Source organism: Stenotrophomonas sp. HITSZ_GD, from assembly GCF_029543105.1.
Lineage (GTDB): Bacteria > Pseudomonadota > Gammaproteobacteria > Xanthomonadales > Xanthomonadaceae > Stenotrophomonas_A.
Genome location: NZ_JARQXB010000003.1, coordinates 137,561 through 155,349 on the forward strand (window position 1 = coordinate 137,561; position 17,789 = coordinate 155,349).

The 17,789-nt window shown below is 67.5% G+C and carries 14 protein-coding genes and 1 tRNA gene; 14 read left to right on the forward strand and 1 reads right to left on the reverse strand.

Going from position 1 to position 17,789, the window contains the following annotated elements:
* The first annotated feature begins 4 nt into the window (after positions 1-4).
* The 14 genes from P6166_RS04075 (at position 5) to pnp (ending at position 16,380) form a co-directional block, all read left to right on the forward strand.
* Positions 5-664: an NADH-quinone oxidoreductase subunit J gene (locus P6166_RS04075; protein ID WP_277763251.1), complete on the forward strand. Its 660-nt coding sequence runs from the start codon at positions 5-7 to the stop codon at positions 662-664.
* The gene (gene nuoK / locus P6166_RS04080; RefSeq protein WP_057646098.1) at positions 661-966 is read left to right on the forward strand and encodes an NADH-quinone oxidoreductase subunit NuoK; all 306 of its coding nucleotides are present in this window, start codon (positions 661-663) and stop codon (positions 964-966) included. The genes P6166_RS04075 and nuoK overlap by 4 nt, the downstream gene beginning before the upstream one ends.
* Positions 967-973: 7 nt before the next feature.
* Positions 974-3,166, forward strand: coding sequence for an NADH-quinone oxidoreductase subunit L (nuoL, locus tag P6166_RS04085; protein ID WP_277763252.1), 2,193 nt, complete (start codon positions 974-976; stop codon positions 3,164-3,166).
* Between the two features lie 19 nt (positions 3,167-3,185).
* Complete coding sequence (locus tag P6166_RS04090) at positions 3,186-4,691, forward strand: NADH-quinone oxidoreductase subunit M (protein WP_277763253.1); 1,506 nt, start codon at positions 3,186-3,188, stop codon at positions 4,689-4,691.
* Between the two features lie 34 nt (positions 4,692-4,725).
* Entirely contained in the window at positions 4,726-6,186 is a 1,461-nt protein-coding gene (nuoN, locus tag P6166_RS04095) for an NADH-quinone oxidoreductase subunit NuoN (protein ID WP_277763254.1), read from the forward strand.
* 67 nt (positions 6,187-6,253) lie between these two features.
* Positions 6,254-6,330 (forward strand) — tRNA-Met (locus P6166_RS04100).
* 203 nt (positions 6,331-6,533) lie between these two features.
* Positions 6,534-6,944 carry a CBS domain-containing protein gene (locus P6166_RS04105; RefSeq protein ID WP_277763255.1) on the forward strand — a complete coding sequence of 137 codons (411 nt, stop codon included), beginning with the start codon at positions 6,534-6,536 and terminating at the stop codon, positions 6,942-6,944.
* A 351-nt stretch (positions 6,945-7,295) separates the two neighbouring features.
* The gene (gene rimP / locus P6166_RS04110) at positions 7,296-7,886 is read left to right on the forward strand and encodes a ribosome maturation factor RimP (protein ID WP_277763256.1); all 591 of its coding nucleotides are present in this window, start codon (positions 7,296-7,298) and stop codon (positions 7,884-7,886) included.
* A 4-nt stretch (positions 7,887-7,890) separates the two neighbouring features.
* Positions 7,891-9,402 (forward strand): transcription termination factor NusA, encoded by a 1,512-nt coding sequence (gene nusA, locus P6166_RS04115; protein ID WP_277763257.1) that lies wholly within the window; start codon positions 7,891-7,893, stop codon positions 9,400-9,402.
* Between the two features lie 95 nt (positions 9,403-9,497).
* The gene (gene infB, locus P6166_RS04120) at positions 9,498-12,227 is read left to right on the forward strand and encodes a translation initiation factor IF-2 (protein ID WP_277763258.1); all 2,730 of its coding nucleotides are present in this window, start codon (positions 9,498-9,500) and stop codon (positions 12,225-12,227) included.
* An 82-nt stretch (positions 12,228-12,309) separates the two neighbouring features.
* On the forward strand, positions 12,310-12,678 hold the full coding sequence (rbfA, locus tag P6166_RS04125) for a 30S ribosome-binding factor RbfA (protein ID WP_277763259.1): 369 nt from the start codon (positions 12,310-12,312) through the stop codon (positions 12,676-12,678).
* A 125-nt stretch (positions 12,679-12,803) separates the two neighbouring features.
* The gene (truB, locus tag P6166_RS04130) at positions 12,804-13,706 is read left to right on the forward strand and encodes a tRNA pseudouridine(55) synthase TruB (RefSeq protein WP_277763260.1); all 903 of its coding nucleotides are present in this window, start codon (positions 12,804-12,806) and stop codon (positions 13,704-13,706) included.
* Between the two features lie 165 nt (positions 13,707-13,871).
* Positions 13,872-14,132, forward strand: a complete 261-nt coding sequence (gene rpsO / locus P6166_RS04135) for a 30S ribosomal protein S15 (protein ID WP_057646089.1) — start codon at positions 13,872-13,874, stop codon at positions 14,130-14,132.
* Between the two features lie 145 nt (positions 14,133-14,277).
* Positions 14,278-16,380, forward strand: coding sequence for a polyribonucleotide nucleotidyltransferase (pnp, locus tag P6166_RS04140; protein WP_277763261.1), 2,103 nt, complete (start codon positions 14,278-14,280; stop codon positions 16,378-16,380).
* Positions 16,381-16,682: 302 nt separating this feature from the next.
* Here pnp and P6166_RS04145 read toward each other — a convergent pair whose 3' ends face one another.
* The gene (locus P6166_RS04145) at positions 16,683-17,756 is read right to left on the reverse strand and encodes a DUF2272 domain-containing protein (RefSeq protein ID WP_277763262.1); all 1,074 of its coding nucleotides are present in this window, start codon (positions 17,754-17,756) and stop codon (positions 16,683-16,685) included.
* Between the last annotated feature and the right edge of the window lie 33 nt (positions 17,757-17,789).

The window sequence follows — 17,789 nt, forward strand, 5'->3', positions numbered from 1 at the left end:
GGTCATGATGGACTGGGTCAATATTCTCTTCTGGGCCTTCTCGGCGATCGCGGTGGTCTCGGCCGCCTCGGTGATCAGCGTGCGCAACCCCGTCTACGCGGTGCTGTGCCTGATCCTGACGTTCTTCTCCATCGCCTGCGTGTGGGTGCTGGTGGGCGCCGAGTTCCTCGGTGTCACCCTGGTGCTGGTCTACGTCGGTGCGGTGATGGTGCTGTTCCTGTTCGTGGTGATGATGCTGGACATCGACACCAGCCGCTTGCGCGAGGGCTGGGTGAGGTACCTGCCGGTCGGCATCCTCTTCGCGGTGGTGATGCTGGTGCAGATGTTCGCGCTGGTGGGAGTGAAGTCGCGCACCGCCGCCGCGCTGCCGGCCGACAACGCCGCCGCGCTGGCCGCCGACACCTCCAACCTGACCTGGCTGGCGCGCAGCCTGTTCACCGAGTTCCTGCTGCCGTTCGAGTTCGCCGCCGTCATCCTGACCGTGGCGGTGATCGCCGCGGTGATGCTCACCCTGCGCAAGCGCACCGGCGTCAAGACCCAGGACCCCTCGGCGCAGACCCGCGTCAAGTCGCGTGACCGCCTGCGCATGGTCAAGATGGCCGCCGTGAAGCCGGCCGCCCCGGCGCCGGGCGATGCCGGCAACACCCAGGAGGCAAATTCGTGATCACCCTTGGCCACCTGCTGGGCCTGGGCGCGGTGCTGTTCTGCATCAGCCTCGCCGGCATCTTCCTCAACCGAAAGAACGTCATCGTGCTGCTGATGTGCATCGAGCTGCTGCTGCTCTCGGTGAACATCAACTTCATCGCCTTCTCGCGCCATCTCGGCGACACGGCGGGGCAGCTGTTCGTGTTCTTCATCCTGACCGTCGCCGCCGCCGAAGCCGCCATCGGCCTGGCCATCCTGGTGACCCTGTTCCGCACCCGCCGCACGATCAATGTGGCCGAAGTCGATTCGCTGAAGGGCTGACCCGAAGATGGAAATCACACTCTCCAAGGGCCTGCTCATCACCGTGGTGCTCGCACCGCTGGTGGGCAGCATCATCGCCGGCCTGTTCGGCCGGCAGGTCGGACGAAAGGGCGCCCAGTTCGCCACCATCCTCGGCGTGGCCATCAGCTGCGCGCTGTCGTGCTTCGTGCTTTACCAGTTGGTGGGGCAGGGCGCCGCCCCGTTCAACCAGAACCTGTACACCTTCTTCGAAGTGGGCCAGTACAGCGCGCACGTCGGTTTCATGATCGACAAGCTGACCGCGATGATGATGGTCGTGGTGACCTTCGTCTCGCTGCTGGTCCACATCTACACCATCGGCTACATGGCCGATGATCCGGGCTACCAGCGCTTCTTCAGCTACATCTCGCTGTTCACCTTCTCGATGCTCACCCTGGTGATGAGCAACAACTTCCTGCAGCTGTTCTTCGGCTGGGAAGCGGTGGGCCTGGTGTCGTACCTGCTGATCGGCTTCTGGTTCAAGCGCCCGACCGCCGTGTTCGCCAACATGAAGGCGTTCCTGGTCAACCGCGTCGGCGACTTCGGCTTCATCCTCGGCATCGCCGCGGTGCTGTGGGTGTTCAATACGCTCGATTACGCCACCGTGTTCGCCAACGCCGGCCTGCTTGCCGACCCGCGTGCGGCCGTGCAGCTGTGGGATGGCTCCATCGACCTGTTCGGCCAGCACTTCGCGCTGCTCAGCCAGCCGGTGGTGTGGTCGGTCGCCACGCTGATCTGCATCTGCCTGTTCATCGGCGCGATGGGCAAGTCGGCACAGGTGCCGCTGCACGTCTGGCTGCCGGACTCGATGGAAGGCCCGACCCCGATCTCGGCGCTGATCCACGCCGCCACGATGGTCACCGCCGGCATCTTCATGGTGGCGCGCATGTCGCCGCTGTTCGAGCTGTCGCAGACCGCGCTGAACTTCGTGCTGTTCGTCGGTGCCACCACCGCGTTCTTCACCGGCCTGATCGGCATCGTGCAGAACGACATCAAGCGCGTGGTCGCCTACTCGACGCTCTCTCAGCTGGGCTACATGACCGTCGCGCTCGGCGTGTCGGCCTACTCGGCGGCCGTGTTCCACCTGATGACGCACGCCTTCTTCAAGGCGCTGCTGTTCCTGGCGGCCGGCTCGGTCATCATCGGCATGCACCACGAGCAGGACATGCGCAAGATGGGCGGCCTGCGCAAGTACATGCCGATCACCTACTGGACCAGCGTCATCGGCACCCTGGCGCTGGTGGGCACGCCGTTCTTCTCCGGCTTCTACTCGAAGGACACCATCATCGAGGCGGCCGAGCTGCACGCGCACCACGCCAACAACTGGGTGGCGACCTACGGCTACTGGGCGGTGCTCGGCGGCGTGCTGGTCACCAGCTTCTACAGCTTCCGCCTGCTGTTCCTGACCTTCCACGGCAAGGAACGCTTCCGCGACGCCCATGCGCATGACCACGCGCACGACGACCACGCGCATGGCGATGCCGACCACGCCGACGCCGAAGCGCAGCAGCACGCGCACGACGACCACGGCCACGGCCACGGCGCGCACGAGCCGCACGAGTCGCCGTGGGTGGTGACCCTGCCGCTGATCCTGCTGGCGATCCCGTCCATCGCGATCGGCTTCTTCACCGCCGGCCCAATGCTGTTCGGCACCGACTGGCTGGGCCACCACGCCGAGGGCGGTGTTCCCGGCCAGCTGTTGACCTTCTTCAGCGGCATCATCGATTTCTACGTCCCGGCCCGCGATACCGTGGCGCTGGTGGGCGAGGAGGGCTGGCATGGCCCGGTGGCCTTCGCGCTGCACGGCATCACCGCCTGGCCGTTCGTGCTCACCGTGCTGGGCTTCCTGCTGGCCGCGGTGCTGTACCTGTGGAAGACCGACCTGCCGGGCAAGCTGCGCCACGCCCTGCGGCTGCCGGTACGCATCCTCGAAGAGAAGTACGGTTTCGACAAGCTCTGGATCAACGGCTTCGCCGGCGGCGGTGTCCGCCTGGGCAAGGTGTCCCGCGCGATCGACACCTATGTGGTCGACGGCGCGGTGGTCAACGGATCGGCCCGCGTGGTCGACCTGGCCGCCCACCTGCTGCGTCGCACGCAGTCCGGTTTCCTCTACCACTACGCCTTCGCGATGATCATCGGGCTGATCGCCCTGCTGATGGTCGTGATGTTTGTCTGGCGTTGACCTGTACGGATAAGAAGACGTGTCGAACTGGCCCCTACTGAGTGTCCTGATCTGGCTGCCGATCCTTGGCGGCGCCCTGATCCTTGCCCTGCGCAACGCACAGGCCGCCCGCTGGGCATCGCTGCTGGTCGCGGTGGTGACCCTGCTGGTCAGCCTGCCGCTGCTCACCGGCTATGACCGCAGCAGCGACGCGCTGCAGTTCGTCGAGCTGCATGCGTGGATCCCCGCCTACAACATCGGCTACAACCTGGGCGTGGACGGCATTGCCATCGCGCTGATCGTGCTGACCACGCTGGTCACGGTGCTGGCCCTGGTCGGCGCCTGGGGCGTGATCGAGAAGCGCGTCAACCAGTACGTGGCGGCCTTCCTGATCCTGGAAGGCGTGACCGTGGGCATCTTCGCGGCGACCGACGCGATGCTGTTCTACGTGTTCTTCGAGGCGATGCTGATCCCGATGTTCCTGATCATCGGCGTGTGGGGCGGTCCGCGCCGCATCTACGCCGCGATCAAGTTCTTCCTGTACACCTTCCTCGGCTCGGTGCTGATGCTGGTGGCGCTGATCTACCTGTACCTGAAGGGCGGCAGCTTCCAGCTCGCCGACCTCTACGCGATGCAGCTCACCGCCAAGGAGCAGACCTGGATCTTCTTCGCCTTCCTGATCGCCTTCGCGGTCAAGGTGCCGATGTTCCCGGTGCACACCTGGCTGCCGGACGCGCACGTGGAAGCGCCGACCGCCGGTTCGGTGATCCTGGCGGCGATCGCGCTGAAGATCGGCGGCTACGGCTTCCTGCGTTTCAACCTGCCGATCGTGCCGGACGCCAGCAACCACTTCGCCTGGGTGGTCATCGCGCTGTCGCTGATCGCGGTGATCTACGTCGGCCTGGTCGCCCTGGTGCAGGACGACATGAAGAAACTGGTGGCCTATTCGTCCATCGCCCACATGGGTTTCGTCACCCTGGGTACCTTCATCGCCTTCACCCTGGTGCGTGACTACGGCAGCATCGACGCCGCCCGCCTGGGCCTGCAGGGCGCGATGGTGCAGATGATCTCGCACGGTTTCGTCTCCGGCGCGATGTTCACCTGCATCGGCGTGCTGTACGACCGCATGCATACCCGCCGCATCGCCGACTACGGCGGCGTGGTCAACGTGATGCCGTGGTTCGCCACCTTCGCCATGCTGTTCTACATGGCCAACGCCGGCCTGCCGGGTACCAGCGGCTTCGTGGGCGAGTTCATGGTGATCATGGCCAGCTTCCAGAAGCATCCGTTCATCGCCTTCGGCGCGGCCACCACGCTGGTGATCACCGCCGCCTATACGCTGTGGCTGTACAAGCGCGTGTTCTTCGGCGAGGTCGCCAATGCCCACGTCGCCGAGCTGAAGGACATCAATGGCCGCGAGGCGTTCGTGCTGGGCGTGTTCGCCGCCGGCGTGCTGGCCCTGGGTATCTATCCCAAGCCGCTGACCGACCTGATGGAACCGTCGATCGCGAAGCTGGCGACCCAGATCGCCGTCAGCAAGCTCTGATGGGCCGCCGCAAGAAATTGAACCAGGAATGATGATGACCACGCCAACGCCCCTGTCGTTGACCACTGCCGACCTGGCGCCGCTCGCCCCCGAGCTGGTGCTGATCGGCGGCGCCTTCGCCCTGCTGATGATCGACCTGTTCGTCAGCCAGCGGCACAAGGTCTGGACCCACCTGATCTCGGTCGCGATCCTCGCCATCGTGCTGGCGATGCTGGCCACCGGCGTGGGCGGGCAGGGCGAGATCTTCAACGGCATGTTCGTGCGCGACACCGCCGCGGACGTGATGAAGACCGTGATCGTGCTGGTCAGTGGCCTGACCCTGGTCTACGGCTGGAGCTACCTGCGCGAGCGCAACCTGTTCCAGGGCGAGATCCCCGTGCTGGTGCTGTTCGCCACCGCCGGCATGATGATCCTGGTTTCGGCCGGCAGTCTGCTGATGGTCTACCTGGGGCTGGAACTGCTGGCGCTGTGCTCCTACGCGCTGGTGGCCTCCAACCGCGACAACGGCCTGGCCACCGAGGCGGCGATGAAGTACATCGTGCTCGGCTCGCTGGCCTCGGGCCTGCTGCTGTACGGCATGTCGCTGATCTACGGCGCCACCGGCACGCTGAGCCTGGCCGGCATCCACGACGCCATCGATGGCTCGCCCGAGCGGCTGCTGCTGCTCACCGGCACGGTCTTCATGATCGCCGGCGTGGCCTTCAAGCTGGGCGCGGCGCCGTTCCACATGTGGCTGCCCGACGTGTACCAGGGTGCGCCGGCGCCGATCGCGCTGTTCATCAGCTCGGCGCCGAAGCTCGCCGCTTTCGGCATGGCCTACCGCCTGCTGGAGACGGGCATGGGCCCGCTCTCGCCGCAGTGGAGTTTGCTGATCGGCGCGCTGTCGGCGCTGTCGCTGGTGATCGGCAACCTGATGGCGATCGCGCAAAGCAACCTCAAGCGCATGCTGGCTTATTCGACCGTCTCGCACATCGGCTTCCTGCTGATGGGCGTGGCCGGCGGCGACGAGCGCGGGTATTCGGCCGCGATGTTCTACGCGGTGAGCTACGCGATCATGTCCACCGCCTCGTTCGGCGCGATCATCGCGCTCTCGCGCAGCGGCTTCGAAGCCGAGAACATCGACGACTTCAAGGGCCTGAACGCGCGCAACCCGTGGATGGCCGGCCTGGTGCTGTGCATCATGGCCTCGCTCGCCGGCATTCCGCCGTTCCTGGGCTTCTGGACCAAGCTGGCCGTGCTGGGCGCGGCGGTGCAGGGCCACATGCTGTGGCTGGCGATCCTCGGCGTGATCTGCGCGGTGATCGGTGCGTACTACTACCTGCGCGTCATCAAGGTGATGTACTTCGACGAACCGGTCGGCGAACCGCTGCCGGCGAACCACGACCGCGTGCTGGGCGTGGTGCTCGGCGTGAACGCGCTGGCACTGCTGGCGCTGGGCGTGGCGTGGAATCCGATCATGGTGTGGTGCCAGCGCGCGTTCGAGCACCTGGCCTGATTTACGCAAAAAACGCTACAGGGGGGTTGCAATAGTTCGCCTGTATCGTCATAATCTCTTTCTCTGCTGCGGGGTGGAGCAGTCTGGCAGCTCGTCGGGCTCATAACCCGAAGGTCGCAGGTTCAAATCCTGCCCCCGCTACCACATCAGCATCCCGGCGTTCGCGACGGGGTCGCAGTAGAAAAAACGAAGCGGCGGATCCGGAAACGGATCCGCCGTTTTCGTTTGCCGCATCGTCCGCGGTGGCCCAGCGGGTGAAAATCCCGCTCACGCCGGGCTCATCGCGCGCACACCTGGGTCATCGCACGCTATCGCCGATTCACATTCCGCCAGAGGAGATATCGACGATGATCATCGAAAGCATCATGAGCCGGGACGTGCATACCGTGCGCCCCGACCAGACCCTGCGCGAAGCCGCCGAGGCGATGCGCACGCTCAACATCGGCAGCTTGCCGGTGCGCGACAACGACCGCCTGGTCGGCATGCTGACCGACCGCGACATCGTGGTGCGCGCGGTCGCCGAAGGCGATATCGACACCCGCACCGTGCGCGACGTGATGTCCCCGGCGGTGAAGTACTGCTATGCCAGCGACGACGTGCAGGACATCGCGCGCAACATGGCCAGCCTGGAAGTGCGCCGCCTGCCGGTGCTGGATGGCGACAAGCGGCTGGTGGGGATCGTGTCGCTGGCCAACATGGTGCATTCCGAACCGTCGGCCGGTGCGGTGATGGCGCAGGGCGTGGCGACGCCGCACTGAGCCGCGCCTGCCTGGCAGGGGCGCACTACGCGTTGAACGCCGGCTGGCGCCTTGCACGGTGCCGGCCCGGCGCAGGGTTGCCACCGCAGGGGGTAGCCCGTAACATACCGGGCTCTTGCGGAAAGCGTTTCAGGGTCGGCGCCATGGGCCTCCGACCGGGACCCGGCTTCCGTTGGCGGACCCCACCCGGCCCGGCAGGGCAGGCGCACTGGATCCGAAGTCGTGGCAGCCATGTTCCCGCTGCCGCGCCGGCCCCCGAGGCCGGGCACACTCGCAAGGGGCCCATGGGGCCCCTTGCTGTTTCCCGGGGCTGGATTTTGACCTGGCCCGTACCCATTACCGAGGGCAGCTGTGAGCGACAAGGCTACTGAAATCGCCGAACTGCTGGCACCCACCGTCCAGGCGCTGGGGCTGGAACTTCTGGGCGCCGAGTATCTGCCGGCGCCCGGAAGCGCGACATTGCGCCTGTACATCGACGTGCCGCTGGACGAGCAGCCCGAGCGCGTGGTCAACATCGACGATTGCGAGCGCGTGAGCCGCGAGGTGTCCGCGCAGCTCGACGTGGAGGACCCGATCAGCGGCAACTACACGCTGGAAGTGTCCTCGCCGGGCGTGGACCGCCCGCTGTTCACCCTGGCCCAGTTCGCCCGCCACGTGGGCGAGTCGGCCAAGGTGGGCCTGAAGCTGCCGCAGAACAACCGCCGCCGCCTGCAGGGCGAGATCGTGCGGGTCGATGCGGACGCCGGGCAGGTGGAATTCGACGTCGAAGGCGCGCAGGTCGTGGTGACCTTCGACAACATCGACAAGGCACGCATCGTGCCGGACTGGGTCGCCCTGGGGCTGGCCCCGCAGAAACCCAACAAGCCGGGCCCGAAGAAGGCGGGCCAGGGCACCAAGAAACCATCCAACGAGTCGGCGGCAAAGAAGCCGCGCGCGGAGTGACCAAATGAGCAAGGAACTTTTGCTGGTAGTGGACGCGGTGGCCAATGAAAAAGGCGTGCCGCGTGAAGTGATCTTCGACGCGATCGAGGCCGCGCTGGCCTCGGCGGCGAAGAAGCGCTACCCCGACCAGGACGTGCTGACCCGCGTGTCGATCGACCACAAGGACGGCAGCTACGAGACCTACCGCCGCTGGGAAGTCGTCGCCGACGACGTCGTGATGGATTCGCCGGACCGGCAGATCCGCATGATGGATGCGGTGGACGAAGCCGACGGCGTGGAGATCGGCGACTTCATCGAAGAGCAGATCGAGAACCCGGATTTCGGCCGTATCGCCGCCCAGGCCGCCAAGCAGGTGATCGTGCAGCGCGTGCGCGAAGCCGAGCGCCAGCAGGTGGTGGACGCGTGGAAGGATCGCGTGGGCGAGCTGATCACCGGCGTGGTCAAGCGTGCCGAGCGCGGCAACATCTACGTCGACCTCGGCGGCAACGCCGAAGGCTTCATCCCCAAGGACAAGGGCATCCCGCGCGACGTGCTGCGCGCCGGCGACCGCGTGCGCGGCTACCTGGCCGAGGTGCGTTCGGAGCCCCGCGGCCCGCAGCTGTTCATCAGCCGCGCCGCGCCGGAATTCATGATCGAGCTGTTCAAGCTCGAGGTGCCGGAAGTCGGCCAGGGCCTGGTGGAAATCAAGGGCTGCGCCCGTGACCCGGGCGACCGCGCCAAGATCGCCGTCATCGCCCACGACGCGCGCACCGATCCGATCGGCGCGTGCATCGGCATGCGCGGTTCGCGCGTGCAGGCCGTGTCCAACGAGCTCAACGGTGAGCGCGTGGACATCGTGCTGTGGAACGAGAACCCGGCCAACTTCGTCATCAACGCGATGGCGCCGGCCGAGGTGCAGTCGATCATCGTCGACGAAGAGAAGCACTCGATGGACCTGGCCGTGGCCGAGGACCGCCTGGCCCAGGCGATCGGCAAGGGTGGCCAGAATGTGCGCCTGGCCAGCCGCCTGACCGGCTGGCAGCTCAACGTGATGACCGCCGACCAGGTGCAGGCCAAGAGCGAGGCCGAGCAGGCCACCGCCCGCCAGCTGTTCATGGACAAGCTGGAAGTGGACGAGGAAATCGCCGGCATCCTGGTCGCCGAGGGCTTCAGCACGGTCGAGGAAATCGCCTACGTGCCGGTGGGCGAGCTGCTGGCGGTGGAGGGCTTCGACGAGGACATCGTCGAGGAACTGCGCGCCCGCGCCCGCGACGCCCTGCTCAACGCCGCCCTGGCCGAGGAAGAGGGCCTGGACGAGCACCAGCCGGCCGAGGACCTGCTGGCGCTCAAGGGCATGGACGAGGCTACCGCCTACGCCCTGGCCGCCCACGGCGTGCGCACCAGCGAGGACCTGTCCGACCTGGCCGCCGACGAGGTGGTCGATTTCGGCATCGAAGGGCTGACCGCCGAGCGCGCCGCCGCGCTGATCCTGGCGGCCCGCGCCGAGGAGATCGCCCGCTTGGAGCGCGGCGAATGAGCCGGCGATGAAACCCGCCCTGAGCCGCTCAGGGCTTAGAATCTGCGCTTCCCTTGCTCTGGGCGAGGGGGCGCCAACCAGATCATAGGATCCGAATGTCGCAGCAAACCACCATCCGCAAGCTTGCCGAACTGGTCAATACGCCGGTCGAGAAACTGCTGGAACAGCTGGCCACGGCCGGTATGAAGTTCAGCGGTCCCGACCAGGTCGTGACCAGCACCGAGAAGATGAAGCTGCTCGGCTTCCTGCGTCGCACCCACGGCAAGTCCGAGGCGTCGGCCGAATCGGTGGGCGAAGCGCCGAAGAAGATCACCCTGAACCGGCGCAAGGTCGAGGAAGTGACGGTCAGCGCGGGCCGCAGCAAGACCACGGTCAACGTCGAAGTCCGCCAGAAGCGCACCTACGTGAAGGCGGCCGATGCCGAGGCGCCGGCGGCGCCGGTGGCCGCGCCCGTCGCCGCTGCCGCACCGGTGGCCGCGCCCCCGCGTCCCGCCGCGCCGTCCGGCCCGATCGATCCTGAGCGTGCCGAAATCCTGCGCAAGCTGGAGGAGTCGCGCGCGCGCAACCTGGCCGAGCAGCAGGCGCTGGCCGAGGTCGACCGCAAGCGGGCCGAGGAACTGGACCGCAAGCGCAAGGAAGAACAGGCCGAGCGCGACCGCGTGGAAGCCGAGCGCAAGGCCGCCGAGGCCGCCGCCCGTGCCGACAGCGCGGACGCGGCTTCCGCCGGCACCGCTGCCGCGCCCGCCCGCGCCGCCCGCCCGGCGCCGTCTTCGGCGCCGCGTGCGCCGCTGCCGCCGCGCGCGCCCGCGCCGCGTGCGGACGATCGCAACAACAACGCCGCGCGCCACAAGACCCGTGGCTCGCACGCCATGGTGGCGGGCGTGGAAGACGACGACGCGACCAAGCGCTTCGCCGGCCAGCTGCACCTGTCGGCCGCCGACCGCGCGCGCCGTTCCAACGTGCGCGGCAAGCCCAAGCCGACCGGCGGGCGCCGCGGCTTCGACAGCCCGCGTGGCGGTAGCAGCAGCGGCGGTGCGCATGGCTTCGAACGCCCGACCGCCCCGGTCGTGCGCGAGATCGCCATCGGCGAGACCATCACCGTGGCCGACCTGGCGCAGAAGCTCGCGCTCAAGGGCGGCGACGTGGTGAAGGCGCTGTTCAAGATGGGCGTGATGGCCACCATCACCCAGAGCATCGACCACGACACCGCGGTGCTGATCACCGAAGAGCTCGGCCACAAGGCCGTGCGCGCCGACAGCAACGACTTCGAGGACGCTCTCCTGGCGCACTCGGAGGAAGTGCAGGGCGAGGCGCGTCCGCGTCCGCCGGTGGTCACCATCATGGGCCACGTCGACCACGGCAAGACCTCGCTGCTGGATTACATCCGCCGCACCAAGATCGCCTCGGGCGAAGCCGGCGGCATCACCCAGCACATCGGTGCGTACCACGTCGAAACCCCGAAGGGCGTCATCAGCTTCCTCGACACCCCGGGCCACGCCGCCTTCACCTCGATGCGTGCGCGCGGCGCCAAGCTGACCGACATCGTGGTGCTGGTCGTGGCTGCCGACGACGGCGTCATGCCGCAGACCAAGGAAGCCGTGCAGCACGCCAAGGCGGCCGGCGTGCCGCTGATCGTGGCGGTCAACAAGATGGACAAGTCCGACGCCGATCCGCTGCGCGTGAAGAACGAGCTGCTGAGCGAGGACGTGGTGGCCGAAGAGTTCGGTGGCGACACCCAGTTCGTCGAGGTCTCGGCCAAGACGGGCATGGGCATCGACACGCTGCTGGACGCCATCTCGCTGCAGGCCGAAGTGCTCGAGCTCAAGGCAGTGCCGGAAGGCCGCGCCAGCGGTACGGTCATCGAGTCCTCGTTGGACAAGGGCCGTGGCCCGGTCGCCACCGTGCTGGTCCAGCAGGGCCAGCTGAAGAAGGGCGATTACCTGGTGTGCGGTATCCAGTACGGCCGCGTGCGTGCGCTGTTCGACGAAACCGGCAAGCAGCCGGATTCGGCCGGCCCGTCGATCCCGGTGCAGGTGCTCGGCCTGTCGGGCGTGCCGGATGCCGGCGACGACTTCGTCGTGGTCGAGGACGAGCGCCTGGCCAAGGACGTCGCGCAGCAGCGCGAAGCCAAGCGCCGCGAGACGCGCCTGGTCGCTTCGGCGGGCAACCGCATGGAAGACATCCTGGCCCAGATGGGCAAGGGCGAAGGCCAGCAGGTGCTGAACCTGGTGATCAAGGCCGACGTGCAGGGCTCGGTCGAGGCGCTGAAGCAGGCGCTGGTGGCGTTGTCCAACGACGACATCCGCATCAACGTGATCCACTCCGGCGTGGGCGGCATCACCGAGTCGGACGCCAACTCGGCGGTCGCCTCGAAGGCCACGGTCATCGGCTTCAACGTGCGTGCCGACGCCTCGGCGCGCAAGATCATCGAAGCCAACGGCGTGGACCTGCGCTACTTCTCGATCATCTATGACGTGATCGACCAGGTGAAGCAGGTCGCCTCGGGTCTGCTGGGCGTGGAGATTCGCGAGGAGATCATCGGTATCGCCGAAGTCCGCGACGTGTTCCGCAGCTCCAAGTTCGGCGCCGTGGCCGGCTGCATGGTGGTCGAGGGCGTGGTCAAGCGCTCCAAGCCGATCCGTGTGCTGCGCGACAGCGTGGTGGTGTTCGAGGGCGAACTGGAATCGCTGCGCCGCTTCAAGGAGAACGTCGAGGAAGTTCGCAACGGTACCGAATGCGGTATCGGCGTGAAGGCCTACAACGACGTCAAGGTGGGCGACCAGATCGAGTGCTTCGAGCGCATCGAAGTGCCGCGCACCCTGTAAGACCTGTTCCGGGGCCTGCCACCGCGGGCCCCGGTTCCCCGTATCCGCCGTTCCCCCGCAATAGAAGAAGAATCCCAAGCACGTGCCGACCAAGTCCTTCCATCGCACCGATCGCGTTTCCGCCCAGCTCCGCCGCGAGCTCGGCACCCTGGTGCATGTCGCCGTGCGCGAGCACGGGCTGCCGTCGGTGAGCGTTTCCGACGTGGAGGTCACCCGCGACCTCGCGCATGCCAAGGTGTTCGTCACCGCGCTGCAGCCGGAGCGTTCGGCCGAGGCGATGAAGGGGCTCAAGGAACTGGCGCGCGAGCTGCGCATGCAGCTGGCGCGTGCGATGAAGCTGCGGCATGTGCCGGAGCTGCACTTCCATTACGACGATTCGGTCGACCGCGGCGAGCGCATCGACAACCTGCTGCGCGACCTGCCGACGGCGCCGGCCGACGACGAGTCCTGACGGCGCGATCCCCGCAGCAGCGGCTTCAGCCGCGACTGCACGGCCTGTCGGATTCCCGGGGTCGCGGCTGAAGCCGCGCCTACAATCAGCGGGTTCGGCGCGCTTCCGGCACCCATGAGCATTCCATGTCGAAGATCCCCTTCCGTCGCCTCGACGGCATCCTGCTGCTCGACAAGCCGGCCGGCCTGAGTTCCAACCAGGCGCTGCAGGCGGCGCGCCGGTTGCTGCGCGCGGAAAAGGGCGGCCATACCGGCGCGCTGGACCCGCTGGCCACCGGCCTGTTGCCGCTGTGCTTCGGCGAGGCCACTAAGATCGCCGGCCTGCTGCTCGGCTCGGCCAAGGCTTACGACGCCGAGATCGTGCTGGGCGTCACGACCGACACAGACGATGCCGATGGCGTGCCGCTGCGCGAGCGCCCCGTTCCCGTGCTTGACGAGGCCGCCATCGCCACGGCCCTGGTCCCGCTGACCGGCCGCATCCGCCAGCGGGCGCCGATCTATTCGGCGCTCAAGCAAGGCGGCGAGCCGCTGTACGCCAAGGCCCGCCGCGGCGAGGCGATCGAGGCGCCGGAGCGCGAGGTGGAGGTCCACGCCGCCGAGATTCTCGGCCTGGACGGCCCGCGCTTGCGCTTGCGGGTGACCTGCGGGTCGGGCACCTATATCCGCAGCTTGGCCCGCGATCTGGGCGAGTCCCTGGGCTGCGGCGCGCATATCGCCGGCCTTCGCCGCCTGTGGGTGGAACCGTTCCGGGCACCGGCGATGTTCACGCTGGAGGCCCTGGAGGCCCGGCTGGCGGCCGGCGAGCCGGCCGAGGCGCTGCTGCTGCCGCTGGCGGCCGGGCTGGCCGATTATCCCCGCATCGACCTGGCCGAAGCGCCGGCCCGCCGCTTCCGCATGGGCCAGCGCCTGCGCGACGCGGCGTTCCCGGCCGGCGAGGTGGTCGTCTTCGGGCCCGACGGCCAGCCCTCCGGCCTGGGCCGGGTGGACGCCGACGGCCTGCTGGCGCCGCAGCGCCTGTTCAACGCCTGAATCCGGGCGCGCCGGGGCGACCTTGTCCGCGGCGGTCATGGCCGGTACAATTTCGCGGCCTTTTCAGGCACCTCGCGCTTCACGCGCAATCACCCGCAATCGGCGAGTCAGGCGGTGCGCCCCCTGCGCGTTCCTGCCGACCCCGCATCTACCAGAGAAAACATCATGTCGATCGACACCCAGAAGGTCATTGAAGACAACAAGCGCAGCGCCGCCGACACCGGTTCGCCGGAAGTCCAGGTCGCCCTGCTGACCGCCCGCATCGAGCAGCTGACCGGCCACTTTAAGACCCACAAGAAGGATCACCACAGCCGCCGCGGCCTGCTGCAGATGGTCAACCGCCGCCGCAGCCTGCTCGACTACCTGAAGAAGAAGGACGGCGAGCGTTACAAGTCCCTGATCGAGAAGCTTGGCCTGCGCCGCTGATCGATCCCCCACCGCGGCGCAGTGATGCGCCGCGGTTTCGTTTTGTGTGACCCCCCGCATTCCGGGCCGGACCGCCGGCCACCCATCCTTGGCAAGGGCCGAGGGTGGTCCATCCGAAGAAAGCTACATTCCCAAGGAAACCCCCGTGGCAAAAATCACCAAAACCTTCCAGTACGGCAAGCACACCGTCACGCTTGAAACGGGCGAGATCGCCCGCCAGGCCGGTGGCGCCGTCATCGTCAAGATGGACGACACCGTACTGCTGGTCACCGCCGTCGCCGCCAAGAGCGCGCGCGAAGGCCAGGACTTCTTCCCGCTCACGGTCGACTACCAGGAGAAGTTCTACGCCGGCGGCCGTATCCCGGGTGGCTTCTTCAAGCGCGAAGGCCGTGCGACCGAGAAGGAGACGCTGATCTCCCGCCTGATCGACCGTCCGATCCGCCCGCTGTTCCCGGAGGACTACAAGAACGAAGTCCAGATCATCGCCACCCTGATGTCGCTCAATCCCGAAGTGGACGGCGATATCCCGGCGATGATCGGTGCCTCGGCGGCGCTGGCGCTGGCCGGCACCCCGTTCATGGGCCCGATCGGCGCGGCCAAGGTCGGCTACAAGAACGGTGAGTACATCCTCAACCCGACCGCCACCGAGCTGAAGGAATCGCAGCTGGAGCTGGTCGTCGCCGGTACCTCCAACGCGGTGCTGATGGTCGAGTCCGAAGCCGAGCTGCTGTCGGAAGAAGTGATGCTGGGCGCGGTCACCTTCGGCCACCGCGAGCTGCAGAAGGTCATCAACGCGATCAACGAGCTGACCGTCGAAGCCGGCACCAAGCCGAGCGAGTGGGTGGCCCCGGCCAAGAACACCGCGCTGATCTCCGCGCTGAAGGAAGCCATCGGCCCGCGCCTGGGCGAGGCCTTCCAGGTGCGCGACAAGCTGCAGCGCCGCGATGCCATCTCGGCGATCAAGAAGGACGTGGTCGAGTCGCTGGCCGGCCGCGTGGCCGCCGAAGGCTGGAACCCGGCCGAGCTGTCGAAGGAATTCGGCGAGCTGGAATACCGCACCATGCGCGACTCGGTGCTCGACACCAAGGTCCGCATCGACGGCCGCGCCCTGGACACCGTGCGCCCGATCGCCGTGAAGACCGGCGTGCTGCCGCGTACCCACGGCTCGGCGCTGTTCACCCGCGGCGAAACGCAGGCGATCGTGACCATCACGCTGGGCACCGCCCGCGATGGCCAGGTGATCGATGCGGTGTCGGGCGAGTACAAGGAAAACTTCCTGTTCCATTACAACTTCCCGCCCTACTCGGTGGGTGAGTGCGGCCGTTTCGGCGCGCCGAAGCGCCGCGAGATCGGCCACGGCCGCCTGGCCAAGCGCGGCGTGCTGGCCGTGATGCCGACCATCGAAGCCTTCCCGTACACCATCCGCGTGGTCTCGGAGATCACCGAATCCAACGGCTCCTCCTCGATGGCGTCGGTGTGTGGTTCGTCGCTGGCGCTGATGGATGCCGGCGTGCCGGTGAAGTCGCCGGTGGCGGGCATCGCCATGGGCCTGGTGAAGGAAGGCGACCGCTTCGTCGTCCTGTCCGACATCCTGGGTGACGAAGACCACCTGGGCGACATGGACTTCAAGGTGGCCGGTACCGCCGAGGGCATCTCCGCCCTGCAGATGGACATCAAGATCGAAGGCATCACCGAGGAGATCATGAAGCAGGCGCTGGAGCAGGCGAAGGCCGGCCGTCTGCACATCCTCGGCGAGATGGCCCATGGCCTGACCGCGCCGCGTTCGGAGCTGTCGGACTACGCGCCTCGCCTGCTGACCATCAAGATCCACCCGGACAAGATCCGCGAAGTGATCGGCAAGGGTGGCTCGACCATCCAGGCCATCACCAAGGAAACCGGCACGCAGATCGACATCCAGGACGACGGCACCATCGTCATCGCCTCGGTCAACGCGATCGCCGCGCAGGCCGCCAAGGCGCGCATCGAGCAGATCACCTCGGACGTGGAGCCGGGCCGCATCTACGAAGGCAAGGTCGCCAAGATCATGGACTTCGGTGCGTTCGTGACCATCCTGCCGGGCAAGGACGGCCTGGTGCACGTCTCGCAGATCTCCAGCGAGCGCGTGGAGAAGGTCAGCGACAAGCTGAAGGAAGGCGATCTGGTGAAGGTCAAGGTGCTGGAAGTCGACAAGCAGGGCCGTATCCGCCTGTCGATCAAGGCCGTCGAGGAAGAGGGCGCGGGCGAGTAATCGCTGGCTTCCCCTGACTTGCGAGAAAAGCGGGCTTCGGCCCGCTTTTTTTGTGGGTGCTTCTTTTGCAGGGCGCTGCTTGTGTAGGGGCGTCCTCGGCTTCGGCCCGTTGCCGGGGCAGGCGCTCAGGCGGGCGGCGCCCATGCCATGCCGGGGGACGCCAAAAACCGCATCCATGCGGGGCTCGTAGGGCGACATCCATGTCGCCCTACGCCCCCGCCATGGCATGGGCGCCGCCCGCCTGAGCGCCTGCCCCGGCAACTAGCGGTTGCGAGGACTGGGGCCTATCGCCGGAGCGCGCGCTACCGCGGTTTGATGGGAGTGTTCGGTTCTGCGGGCGTGGCCGGGGTCTGCTGCGGCACCGGACGCGGTGGCACCACGCGCGGGAAGCCCGGCGGCATCGGTGTCTGTGTCGGGGTGGCCGGCGTCACCGTCGGCAGCGCCTGGGGCGGGGGCGCGATCAGCAGCGCCGTGGGCCGCAGTTTCAGCAGCGCCGCCCAATCGCGGCGGTTGAGGTCGCACTGGGCCTCGCGCGCCGGGGAGCAATCCAGCGCGACACCCACGCCGTCCTCGCTGCCATCGCCCGTCGCCAACGGCTTGGGCAGCACCAGGCGGCCGGTGCGGTCCAGCGGCAGCTTGCGCATCATCACCGTGTTGAACACGTTGCCGCCGATCAGGTACAGCGTGCGGTCGCCGCCCACGTTCGCCGCGATCACGATGTCGCAATGCGAGGGCCAGCCCACGGCGCCCGTGCGTGACAGCGCCGCGCTCAGGCCGGCGAAGCCCACCACGTCGTCGCGCCCGCGCAGCAGGCACAACAGGTCGCCGGGCTCGGGCTTGGAGTTCTCCGGGTCGGTGAAGGTGTAGGCATCGCCGTCTTGCGCACGGTAGGCCGCGCGGATGTAGTCCAGGTGCCGCGCCGAAGCGTGGAAACCGGCCACGCCGGCGCGCGCCATTACCCAGGAGACGAACGCCGCCGACCACGGCGTGTCGATCAGGAACGCACGGCAATCCACCTCGCTCCAACGCGAGCCGTCCGGCGCCATGCAGCTACGCGCGCCCGGGCGGTCGCCTACCGAGGCCAGCAGCCCGGTGTCACGCCAGTACGCCGCGACCCGCATCCAGGCGGGCATGCCGACATAGGACAGCTCGCCACGCTCGGCTTCGGTAAGGCTGAGGCTGGCGACACGGCCCTGCGTATCGATGAAAGGCTGGTTCCAGGCGCGATGCTCGTTGCAGGCTGTGCGCACGATCGCCATGGCCGCGGGGCTCAATCCGTAACGTGGCGGCAGGTCGCAGATCTCGGCCGCCGCCGCGTGGCCGCAGGCCACCAGCAACAGCGCAAGAGCACAGCGGAACAGGGCGCGGTATTTCATCGGCGAGTGAGCGGTCGGGACAACCGAACACTG